Origin of the sequence: Azospirillum sp. (assembly GCF_035627195.1) — a bacterium.
Lineage (GTDB): Bacteria > Pseudomonadota > Alphaproteobacteria > Azospirillales > Azospirillaceae > Azospirillum.
This window is the reverse complement of record NZ_DASPMG010000062.1, coordinates 1-10,545: the sequence shown is the minus strand read 5'-3', so window position 1 is coordinate 10,545 and position 10,545 is coordinate 1. Positions and strand designations below refer to the sequence as shown.

The 10,545-nt window shown below is 70.4% G+C and carries 13 protein-coding genes; 9 read left to right on the top strand and 4 right to left on the bottom strand.

The features are described from left to right. Nucleotides 1–147: 147 nt before the first annotated feature. On the bottom strand, nucleotides 148–1,071 hold the full coding sequence (locus VED21_RS05280) for a sulfurtransferase (protein WP_324881274.1): 924 nt from the start codon (nucleotides 1,069–1,071) through the stop codon (nucleotides 148–150). Nucleotides 1,072–1,274: 203 nt separating this feature from the next. On the opposite strand from VED21_RS05280, the gene fliN reads away from it, so the two are divergent. Next, nucleotides 1,275–1,577 carry a flagellar motor switch protein FliN gene (fliN, locus tag VED21_RS05275; RefSeq protein ID WP_324881273.1) on the top strand — a complete coding sequence of 101 codons (303 nt, stop codon included), beginning with the start codon at nucleotides 1,275–1,277 and terminating at the stop codon, nucleotides 1,575–1,577. A 37-nt stretch (nucleotides 1,578–1,614) separates the two neighbouring features. On the opposite strand, the gene VED21_RS05270 is transcribed toward fliN, so the two are convergent. Beyond that, nucleotides 1,615–2,064: a septal ring lytic transglycosylase RlpA family protein gene (locus VED21_RS05270; RefSeq protein WP_324881272.1), complete on the bottom strand. Its 450-nt coding sequence runs from the start codon at nucleotides 2,062–2,064 to the stop codon at nucleotides 1,615–1,617. A 483-nt stretch (nucleotides 2,065–2,547) separates the two neighbouring features. Between VED21_RS05270 and VED21_RS05265 the strand changes: the two genes are divergently transcribed. From VED21_RS05265 to VED21_RS05250, 4 genes are all read left to right on the top strand, one after another. After that, on the top strand, nucleotides 2,548–2,898 hold the full coding sequence (locus VED21_RS05265; protein ID WP_324881271.1) for a cupin domain-containing protein: 351 nt from the start codon (nucleotides 2,548–2,550) through the stop codon (nucleotides 2,896–2,898). An 11-nt stretch (nucleotides 2,899–2,909) separates the two neighbouring features. Next, nucleotides 2,910–3,254 carry a hypothetical protein gene (locus VED21_RS05260; RefSeq protein WP_324881270.1) on the top strand — a complete coding sequence of 115 codons (345 nt, stop codon included), beginning with the start codon at nucleotides 2,910–2,912 and terminating at the stop codon, nucleotides 3,252–3,254. A gap of 86 nt (nucleotides 3,255–3,340) precedes the next feature. Then, nucleotides 3,341–4,597: a diaminopropionate ammonia-lyase gene (locus VED21_RS05255; RefSeq protein WP_324881269.1), complete on the top strand. Its 1,257-nt coding sequence runs from the start codon at nucleotides 3,341–3,343 to the stop codon at nucleotides 4,595–4,597. Nucleotides 4,598–4,703: 106 nt separating this feature from the next. After that, complete coding sequence (locus VED21_RS05250) at nucleotides 4,704–5,231, top strand: class I SAM-dependent methyltransferase (RefSeq protein ID WP_324881268.1); 528 nt, start codon at nucleotides 4,704–4,706, stop codon at nucleotides 5,229–5,231. 36 nt (nucleotides 5,232–5,267) lie between these two features. On the opposite strand, the gene VED21_RS05245 is transcribed toward VED21_RS05250, so the two are convergent. After that, the gene (locus tag VED21_RS05245; RefSeq protein ID WP_324881267.1) at nucleotides 5,268–6,014 is read right to left on the bottom strand and encodes an HAD family hydrolase; all 747 of its coding nucleotides are present in this window, start codon (nucleotides 6,012–6,014) and stop codon (nucleotides 5,268–5,270) included. Between the two features lie 157 nt (nucleotides 6,015–6,171). Here VED21_RS05245 and speB point away from each other — a divergent pair, with 157 nt between their 5' ends. Beyond that, nucleotides 6,172–7,155 carry an agmatinase gene (gene speB / locus VED21_RS05240; RefSeq protein ID WP_324881266.1) on the top strand — a complete coding sequence of 328 codons (984 nt, stop codon included), beginning with the start codon at nucleotides 6,172–6,174 and terminating at the stop codon, nucleotides 7,153–7,155. Between the two features lie 2 nt (nucleotides 7,156–7,157). Beyond that, entirely contained in the window at nucleotides 7,158–8,330 is a 1,173-nt protein-coding gene (locus VED21_RS05235) for an aminotransferase (RefSeq protein ID WP_324881265.1), read from the top strand. Here VED21_RS05235 and VED21_RS05230 read toward each other — a convergent pair. Next, nucleotides 8,311–8,964, bottom strand: coding sequence for an ATP-dependent Clp protease proteolytic subunit (locus VED21_RS05230; RefSeq protein WP_324881264.1), 654 nt, complete (start codon nucleotides 8,962–8,964; stop codon nucleotides 8,311–8,313). The two genes, VED21_RS05235 and VED21_RS05230, sit on opposite strands and share 20 nt — an antisense overlap. Nucleotides 8,965–9,130: 166 nt before the next feature. Here VED21_RS05230 and VED21_RS05225 point away from each other — a divergent pair, with 166 nt between their 5' ends. Beyond that, on the top strand, nucleotides 9,131–10,024 hold the full coding sequence (locus VED21_RS05225) for a hypothetical protein (protein ID WP_324881263.1): 894 nt from the start codon (nucleotides 9,131–9,133) through the stop codon (nucleotides 10,022–10,024). Nucleotides 10,025–10,040: 16 nt separating this feature from the next. Then, nucleotides 10,041–10,545: ABC transporter ATP-binding protein (locus VED21_RS05220; RefSeq protein ID WP_324881262.1), on the top strand; the 505-nt coding region annotated here is incomplete at its 3' end.

Here is a 10,545-nt window from a genome sequence, read left to right as displayed (position 1 = left end):
CGCAGGGACATCTTCGACACCTCCTGGAATGGCATGGCCAAGCCCTCGCTAAGCTTCGTCCACGCCCATATGTGTCAATGATGTCCCCGAACACCTGTAAAGGATGTCTCCGGTCTATACACGCAGCGAAAACCCAACGTCGGAGCGTTACGGCGTCCAGGTCGGCAGGGCCGGCGCCGGGGCGTTGTCGAGCGGGCGCAGCGGGTCGGCCGTCCATTCGGCCATGGAGCCGTCGTAGAGCGCCACCGCCGGATTTCCCATCACCTCGCTCAGCGCGAACCAGCCGAGCGTGGCGAGGTGGCCGGTGTTGCAGAACACGGTAAGGTCACCCTCCAGCGGCACGCTGGCCGTCTCCGCCTCCTCGCGGATCTCGTCGGGCAGGGCGAAGCGCCTGGCGACCGGATCGTACAGCGCCTCCGGTTCCAGGTTCACCGCGCGCGGCAGCGTGCCGGCCGCGGCCACCTGCGCCGTCCTGGCGAAACCCAGGTGCTGGTCGGAGGGGCGCACGTCGATCAGCGTCCGCGCGCCCGCCATCACCTTGGCCCGGACCTCGTCCAGGGTGGCGACCAGCTCCGGCCGGAAGGACGCGGCGAAGGGCTTCACGGCGTGCGGCGCGCGCTCCGTGGCGACCGGGTTCGCGGCGTCCGCCGCCCAGGCGGCCCAGCCGCCGTCCAGCACCGACACGCGGTCGTGGCCCAGCACCTTGAACGTCCAGTGGACGCGCGTGGCGTTGGCGAGGTCGGCGGCGCTCTGGCCGGCGGCCACGATCACCACGTGGTCGCCGTTGCCGATGCCCAGGCTGCCGATCAGCCGCTCCAGCGCCGCGACGGGCGGCAGCATGTTGGGAAGACCGTTTTCCGTGACCCGCCAGTGCGCGAAGTCCGTGTGCACCGCGCCGGGCACGTGGCCGGCGCCGAAGACGTCGGCCGGGCCGCGCGGCGTGGGCTGGCGCACGTCGAGGACGACGAGGCCCGGCTGCCCGAGGTGGGCCTTGAGCCAGCCCGCATCGACCAGCGGCCGGGTGGCGAGGGCGGCCGGGGTGGTGGCGCGCACCGATGCAAGCGACGTCATGCGGGGCCTCATTTCACAGTGCGGTGTGTTTGTACGATCGAGGCCGAGCATATACTCACATTTGTAGAATGTAAAAACAAACATGTAATGTACAATTTGGGGCGTGCCCGATCCTTGTCGCAGGGGCGGCGGCGCGTCGTGGTTGCCGCGCGGGGCGGCAGGGATTACACCTTGGGGATGATGGCCAGAATCCCCGGGGCCCTATGACCAGCATCGACGACCTGCTCGGCAGCGGATCCTCCGACGGCGACGACAGCGACCAGTACGCCATCGGCGACGCGCCGGTGGAGATCAAGGTCGTGATCGGCACCGCGATGCTGCGCGTGCGCGACCTGCTGAAGCTTGGCCGCGGCGCGGTCGTGGAACTGGACCGCCACCTCAAGGACCCGACGGACGTCTATGTGGAAGGCGTGCTCGTCGCCCGTGGCGAGGTGGTGATCGTCGACGACAAGATCGGCGTCACCCTCACCGATTTCGTGAAGTCCAGCCGCGAGTGGAAACGCTGAACCGGCGTCAGGGGCTCAGGCCTCAGGGACTCAGGCCTCAGGGACTCAGGCGGTCTTCGCCGGCCGGGCGTTCGGCGACCTGAAGGTCGGCGTCGGGCGCCGGCTTGCGCGCCACCTCGACCTGCACCGGGGCAATGCCCTGTTCCTTCATGCCCAGCACCTCGGCGGCGCGGCGCGACAGGTCGATGATGCGCCCCTCGATGTACGGGCCGCGGTCGTTGATCTTCACCTGCACGGAGCGCCCCGTGTCCAGGTTGGTCACCCGCACGACGGTGCCCAGCGGCAGGGCACGGTGGGCGGCGGTGAGCGCGTCCTGATTGAAGGGGGCGCCGCTGGCCGTCGGCTTGCCATGGAAGCCCGGCCCGTACCACGAGGCCTCGCCGGCCTGCGCGAAGGCGTCCTCGTGGACGGGGCATTCGGTGCCGCTGGGAACCTTGCAGTAATGGCCGGATTCATGCGCCGCGACGGCAAGCGGAGCCATGGTCATGGCAAGCACAAGCGCGGCGGCGGCCGGCGCTCGATTCCCAACGGTCGACATCGTTCTTCACCCTCCCACAACGTACTTTCCCTGGGCCAAGCCCGAGGCCGCAACACGACGTGAGAAGAGAAGGTTCCTTGACCGGGAGGCAGATGTTCGTTGGTCATGTCCAGGGTTCGTCCATTGGCAGGTGAGGCGAAGCGTCTGGATGGCCCGCGACATGCAGAAAATGTGAGAGATATAAACTCGGCCATCAGTGACAAGGCGGTGCCTGTGCTGGGCATGTGACGGGATATACTTGGGAAATCACAATAAGCTTTCACCGGCCGGCAAATTGGTCTGCTTGTCGGTCATATGACGAGCGTCTAGGCCGGTGGCGCCCCCGGGGCCGCTCCGCACCGCCGCCGGGACCTTCGGCGTTCTGCGGTGTTGCACACTCCCGACAGGGGCCGTCCGGCGGGGGCGGCCGGCGACGAGGTCGGGGAGGCGGCGATGGCGGACAGCACGGTCAGGAAGGCCAACGAAGACCAGGCGCCCCAGACGGGGGCGGGGCAGCGCTATCTGGCATCAGGGCGTTCGGTGGCCATGCGCCTGTGGGACATCGCGCCGGCCATGCGCGACGAGCCGCCGACGCGGCGGGAGTACGAAACCGTCGGATTCGTCATTGCTGGACGCGCCGAGCTGCACATCGAGGGGCAGGTGATCCAGCTGCGCCCCGGCGACTCCTGGGTGGTGCCGAAGGGGGCAGAGCACGCCTACCGCATCCTGGAACGCTTCCAGGCCGTCGAGGCGACCGCGCCGCCGGCCCAGGCGCACGTGCGCGACGATATGATGCAGGGTTGAGGGGAGCGGCGATGGCAGGAAGCGCCCGGCCGACGATCGCCCGCATCTGGCGCGGGCGGACGCCGTCGGAAAAGGCCGACGAGTACGAGGCCTACAACCACGAACACGGCATCAAGCCGCTGATCGAGAAGGCGCTTGGCGTCCAGTCCTTCCGCGAGGACCGCGGCGCCGAGACGGAGTTCGTGACCATCTCCTATTGGGAGAGCGTGGAGGCGATGGCCCGCTTCACCGGCGCCGACCCGCGCGACATCCACCACCTGGACCGCGACCCCGAATTCCTGGTCGAACTGCCGACCTCCGTGCAGATCCTGCGCATCGTCGCCAGCCACGGGCGAACGGGCGGCGACGGCGCGTGACGTACGGGAGCGTATGCTCATACTCCGCCGCGCTTGACGGGAGGGTGTGCGCTTTGCTTTCGTGCTTCGGTTGGGAGTACCTGCCGATGCCGGACCTGCTGCCGCCCTGTGCGCCGCGCCTGTTTCAGAACCCGCGTGCCGACCTCGACCGCGCCTACGGGCCGTCGGAGCGTGCGATCGTCAGCCGCGCCGCCTTCGAGGAGGCGCGGGCGGAGATCACCGCGTGGCCGGGCTACGCGCCCACGCCGCTGCGCTCGCTCAAGGGGCTGGCCAAGGCGGCCGGCATCGACCGGCTGTGGTACAAGGACGAAAGCCACCGCTTCGAGCTGGGCAGTTTCAAGGCGCTGGGCGGCGCCTACGCCGTGCTGCGCCTGCTGGCGCGCGAGGTGTCGGCCCGCGCGCCCGGCGTGCCGGTGGCGGCGCTGGACCTCGTGGTCGGGCGCTACGGCACCATCACCCGCGGCATCACCGTCACCACCGCCACCGACGGCAACCACGGCCGCTCGGTCGCCTGGGGGGCGCAGGTGTTCGGCTGTTCCTGCGTCATCTACGTGCCGGCCAAGTGCTCGGAGGGCCGGCAAAAGGCCATCGAGGGGTATGGCGCCCGCGTCGTGCGCGTCGACGGCACGTACGACGACGCGGTGCGCCGGGCGGCGGCGGATGCCGAGGCCAATGGCTGGCACGTGGTGTCGGACACCTCCTACACCGGTTACATGGACATCCCGCGCGACGTGATGCAGGGCTACGCGCTGATGGTGGAGGAGGCGATCTCGCAGCTTCCCGCCAGCGAGCGGCCGACGCACGTCTTCGTGCAGGGCGGCGTCGGCGCCCTGCCGGCCGCCGTGTGCGGCCATCTGTGGGAAACCTGGGGGCGGCAGCGCCCGCGGCTGGTGGTGGTGGAGCCGCATTCGGCCGACTGCCTGTACCGCAGCGCCGTCAACGGCCGGCCGACGCCGGCCGAGGGCGACCTGGACACGGTGATGGCCGGGCTGGCCTGCGGCGAGGTTTCCCTGCTCGCCTGGGCGCTGCTGGAACGCGGCGCCGACGACTTCATGACCATCCCGGACGAGGCGGCGGTCGCCGCCATGCGCCGTCTGGCCGAGGGGAACGAACTGGATCGGCCGATGGTTGCCGGTGAATCCGGCGTGGCCGGGCTGGCCGCCGTGCTGTGCGCGGCGGGCGACGAGGAAGCGCGGGCGGCGCTGGGCCTGTGGCCGGACGCGCGCGTGCTGGTCTTCGGCACCGAGGGCGCCACCGATCCGGCCGTCTACGCGCGCATCGTCGGCCGCCCGCCGGAATCGATCCCGCCGCACCCCTGCGGCCCGGCGCCGCGGGTGGGGTGAGGCCGAACGCGCAGCTGTGCGACGGCGGAAGGGCGGGGCCGTCTATCGATCGGCCCATCGGATTGGTCATGCCGCGCAGGCACCGCCAGACGCACGAGGAGCATCCATGACCATTTCCGAAGAGTACCGGGAGCTGAATCGCCAGCTTCACCAGACCAACGAGCACTATGGCGTATCCAGTGCCAAGTGGGTGGGTCTGGCCAGGGAGCTGATCATCGGGAACGGTGTTGCGTCTTTCCTTGATTATGGATGTGGCAAGGCGCTTCTGCTCGACGCGATCGAGAAGGAATTCGGCGACCGGGTGCAGTGCCAAGGCTATGACCCGGCCATCGAGAGCTACGCGGCACCCCCTCAACCCGCCGATCTGGTCGTCTGCACCGACGTGCTGGAGCATGTCGAGCCCGAACACCTCGACGCGGTGCTGGACGATCTTGCGCGGCTGACCAAGCGTGCCGCCTTTCTCGTGGTGGCGACCGGGCCGGCCAAGAAGATACTGCCGGACGGGCGGAACGCGCACCTCATCCAGGAATCCTATCACTGGTGGCTGCCCCGCATCTGGCAGCGCTGGGATCTGATCAGCTTCCACTGCCAGTCGACGTGGGAGTTCCAGGTGATCGTCGCCGCGAAGGGATAATCCGGACCAGCCTGGATCCGCCTGCCCGGCAGCCGCTTAAACGATCCGGATCGGGCCGCCGCCGGCCTCGTCGGTATCCGCCCCCGTGCGTGGGCGCGGCACCGTGGGGATACCGGCAAGGTCGTCGATGAGCAGGCGGTCGATCAGTTCCACCACGCCCGCACCGGCGCCGCCCTGCGTCACCCAGGCCGCTTCCTCCCGGATCGAGGGGACGGCGTCCGCCACCGCCACCGGCAACCCGACGAGGCTGAGGAAGGCCTGGTCGTTCTCGGCGTCGCCGATGCCGACCACGGAATCGGCCGGAATGTCCAGGTCCTCCAGCGCGGCGGCGAGGCCCGTCGCCTTGGTGACGCCGGGTGGCAGGACCAGCACGGACGCCTTGTTGAAGGTCACCTCATGGTCGAGCGCCAGTTCGCGCAGGGTGTCGATCACCGTCTTCTCGTGCGGCACGCGGGTGGCGACGATGACGGCGCCGACCTCCAGCGGCTGCACGCCCTTGCGGCTCAACGCCTGCACCAGCGCCGCCGGTACGGGCGGGGCCAGGGCCAGCGTCTCGTCGGTGGCCGGGCGGTGCAGCAGGGCGCCGTTCTCCGCCACGATGCGGTGGCAGACGGTGTATTCCGGGAAGGCGTCGCGCAAATCGTCCAGGCGGCGGCCGGTGACCAGGAACAGCGTGCGGCCCGCGCGCTTGAGGCGTTCGAGCGCGTCCAGTGCGGCGGCGTCCACGCGCCCGTTCCTGGCGAGCGTGCCGTCGTAGTCGATGGCGAGCGCGGCGTAGTGCATGGCCCCTCCCGGCGTTTCGGTCTCCGGCGTTTCGGTCTGAGGAAACGGCGTTTCTGGTAAGACAGCCGGAGCGGGGCTTTGGTTGCGCGCTTGCGTGACGGCGCCCCGCCGGGCCACCATCTTCCTGAACGGACCGCAGACAAGACGGACGGCAGGGATGGACCAGGGACAGGGATTCTTCGAACCGCTGGACGTCGCGGTGTACCCGCGCTTCAGCGGCATCGCCACCTTCATGCGGCTGCCGCACGTGCCCGATCCGGCGCAGCTCGACGTCGCGCTGATCGGCGTGCCGTGGGATGCCGGCGTCACCAACCGCCCCGGTGCCCGGCACGGCCCGCGCGCCATGCGCGACGCGTCGGGCATGATGCGCCGGGTCAACCACCAGACGCGCGTCTGCCCCTACGAGCTGGCGCGCATCGCCGACCTGGGCGACGTCTCGGTCAACCCGTGCGACCTGGACGAGACCATGGGGCGGGTCGAGGCGTTCTTCCGCGCCGTGCGCGACGGCGGCGCGGTGCCGCTGACGGCCGGCGGCGACCACATGATCACGCTGCCGATCCTGCGCGGACTGGTGGGCGGCGGCGATCCCGTGGGGCTGGTGCACTTCGACGCGCACTCCGACACCACGGACAGCTATTTCGGCGGCACCAAGCTGACGCACGGCACGCCGTTCCGCCGGGCGATCGAGGAGGGGCTGCTGGACCCCGGGCGGATGATCCAGGTGGGCATCCGCGGCTCCATGTTCGACCTGCACGACCTGGATTTCGCGCGGGACGCCGGCGTGCGGATCATGTTCATCGAGGAGGCGATGGACCTGGGCCCGGCCGGCGTCACGGCGGAGATCCGCCGCGTGGTGGGCGAGGCGCCGTGCTACCTGACCTTCGACATCGACAGCCTCGACCCCGTCTACGCGCCGGGCACCGGCACGCCGGAGGCCGGCGGCTTCACCACCTTCCAGGCGCAGCAGATGCTGCGCGGCCTGCGGGGCCTGAACTACGTCGGCGGCGACGTGGTGGAGGTCGCCCCGCCGTTCGACCCCAGCGGCAACACCGCGCTGGTCGGCGCCACCATGATGTTCGAGATCCTGTGCCTGCTGGCCGAGACGGTCGGCAAGCGCCAGGGCCGTTTGCCGGGAGCCTGATCGTGACCGTGAATCCGCTGGTGGCCGCCACCGAGGCGCCGCCCATCGCCGAAGCCTGGAGCTGGGTCCTGGGCCGGGAGTTCCCGGCCGACAGGCCGTTGATCGACCTTTGCCAGGCGGTGCCCGGCTACGCGCCCGCCGCCGACTTGCAGGCGCATCTGGCCGAGGAGGTCGGCCGTTACGACACCGCCCGCTACACGCCCATCACCGGCATCCCGCCGCTGCGCGCGGCACTGGCGGCGCGGACGGCGGAGCTGTACGGCGGGGCGGTGCGGCCGGAGGAGGTGCTGATCACCGCCGGCTGCAACCAGGCCTTCGTCGTCGCCGTCATGGCGCTGGCGCGGGCGGGGGACAACGTCATCCTGCCGGTTCCCTGGTACTTCAACCACAAGATGACGCTGGACCTGCTGGGGATCGAGGCGCGCCCGCTGGTCTGCCGGGAGGAGAACGGGCTGGTCCCCGACCCGGCCGACGCCGAGGCGCTGATCGACGAGCGCACGCGGGCGATCGTGCTGATCACCCCCAACAACCCCACCGGCGCCATCGCCCCGCCGCAGACCATCGCCGCCTTCCACGACTTGGCCAGGCGCCGGGGCATCCGCTGCCTGCTGGACGAGACCTACCGCGACTTCCCCGATTGGGGGGCCGAGCCGCCGCACGGCCTGTTCCGCCGGCCGGACCGGGACGACACGCTGGTGCAGCTCTACAGCTTCTCCAAGGTGTTCAGCCTCGCCGGCTATCGCGTGGGCGCGGTGATCGCCGAGGCCGGGCTGCTGACGCAGATGGCGAAGATCCTCGACTGCGTGGCGATCTGCGCGCCGCACGTCGGGCAGAAGGCGGCGCTGTACGGCCTGCGGAACCTGGGCGGCTGGGTGGCCGAGCGGCGGGCCGACATCGTGGAGCGGGTGGACGCCTTCAAACGCGTCCTGGGGGACGGGCAGGGCGGCTGGCGCATCGCCAGCATCGGTGCCTACTTCGCCTACATGCGCCATCCCTACGACGGGCGCCCGGCCAAGGAGGTGGCGAAGGAACTGGCCGACCGGCACAACATCCTGTGCCTGCCGGGGCCCATGTTCGGGCCGGGCCAGGACGCCTACCTGCGCTTCGCCTTCGCCAACGTCGATACGGCGCTGATGCCGGAGATCGCGCGGCGGCTTACGGCTCCAGGTCGGTGACGATGTTGGCGTTGGCGGCCTTCAGCCCTTCGGCGCTGTCGCGGTAGTCGACGGCGCCGGAGAAGCCGCCCGCCGCCTTCACCTTCTCGATCCAGCCGACGGACGCGCCCAGCGAGACGAGGCGGTTCACCATGGTCTGCGTCATGCGCAGGGTCATCCGCCCGTCCTCCGCCGCGCGCGGCGCGTGCACCATGAACGTGGCCGAGGGGGCGGCGTAGCGCGGGTAGCCGGCGAGGTACAGGCCCACGCACATGCTCTCGCACGCCTCGCCGGCCCGCACGCGGGTGGCGATGGCGCGGCCCTGCTCGCGCTCGGCCACCAGCTGGTCGACCATCCGGTAGCCGGCGGAGGTGTAGCCGCCGGGGCTCGACAGCTCGACGATCAGCGGGCGGGAGCGCGGGATGGCGGCCAGCGCCTCCATGAAGCGCTGCTCCAGGCCGCGGGTGATGATGCCGTCGATGCGCAGCACGGTGGCGGCGGTGCCGTCCACCTGCGTCAGCGTCGCGTCCGGCAGCGCGGAGGGGGCGGCGGCGGGACGGGCGACCGCCGCGCTGTCGGCCGAGGCGCAGGCGGACGCGCCCACCGCCAGCATCGCGGTCAGAACCGGGATCTTCAGGAAAGTGCCAACGCGCATGAAAAACCTCCGTGCTTGCGACGGAGGGTGGCGGGAATTGCTTTAATCATGGTTAACGGGCAAACTGTCCAAATGGGTTATGGAATGTATGGCTTGGTTGTAGAGAAATAAAATGTCGCTTTGGCGAGGGCTTGCGTCTTTGGTACCGGCAAGCGTAAGCGCGGCAATGTTTTATCTTTCGGGGTATTCTACTTCCTTCGCGCGCATCGACGATGTGCTGCCGCGCGCTGGCGCTCCGTCCGGCTGCCACCGCCCACCACCGGACCAGCCGCCGGAGAGCGTGGAGGTGGGCGGTGTGCGGCGGGACATCATCACGGCGGTGCCGCCGGCCTACGACCCCGACCACCCGCACCGGCTGGTCGTGGCCTTTCATGGGCGGACCAACAGCAACGCCGACGTGCGCCGCTACTTCGACCTGGAACGCCACGCGGGGGAGCCGACGATCTTCGTCTACCCGTCCGGCCGCATGGACGGCACGATCTGGACCGCGCCCGGCGACAGGCCGGGCAACCTGCGCGATGTCACGCTCTTCGACGCCGTGCTGACGGAGATAACGGCGGCTTACTGCATCGACCGGGACGCCGTGTTCGTCGTCGGGCATTCGCTGGGCGGGTGGTTCGCCAACAGCTTGGCCTGCGCGCGCGGCGCCGTGATCCGTGGCCTCGCGACGGTCGGCGGTGGCGTCACCCGTGCCCCGCGTTGCTCCGGGCCGGTGGCGGCGCTTGTGCTGCACAATCCCAAGGACCGGCAGGTGCCCATCGCCCAGGGGCTGTCCGCGCGCACCGCGTTGCGGGAACAGAACGGGCTGCCGCCGGGCAGCGTGCCGGCGGAGCCCGACCGCTTCGCCTGCCGCCGCTACGGCGCGGAGGACGCGGCGAACCCCGTGCTGTGGTGCCCGCACCACGACGACGTCGCCTACAACGGCCGCTACTACCCGCACCAGTGGCCGCGCGGGGCGGGGGCGGCGGCGATGGCGTTCTTCGACCGGCTCGATAAGCGGAGCCCGGGCATTGCCGAGGCGTCCGGCATCGGCCACAATGGCGAAAAAAGCACCCCTTAGGGATAGAGACGCACCCATGCCAGAAGCCGGTACCGCGTCGCCAGCGCTCGCGCTCGACGGCGTCACCATCACGTTTCCTTCGCCCGACGGGCGGGGGCGCTCCTACACCGCCGTCCAGGACGTCCGTTTCACCGTCGCGGGCGGCGAGTTCGTGTCCATCGTCGGGCCGACGGGCAGCGGCAAGTCCACCATCCTCAACGCCATCGCCGGCCTGCTGGCGCCCAGCGGCGGCGACGTGCGGGTGTTCGGCGAATCGCTGGGCGGCATCAACCGGCACGCCGGCTACATGTTCCAGGCGGACGCGCTGATGCCCTGGAAATCGGCGCTGGACAACGTGGCGGCCGGCCTGGAGTTCCGCGGCGTCTCCAGGGGCGAGGCGCGCGAGCGCGCCCGGCCGTGGCTGGAGCGGGTGGGCCTGGGCCGCTTCGGCGACCGCTTTCCGCACCAGCTGTCCGGCGGCATGAGGAAGCGCGTGGCGCTGGCGCAGACGCTGATCGTCGATCCCAAGATCATCCTGATGG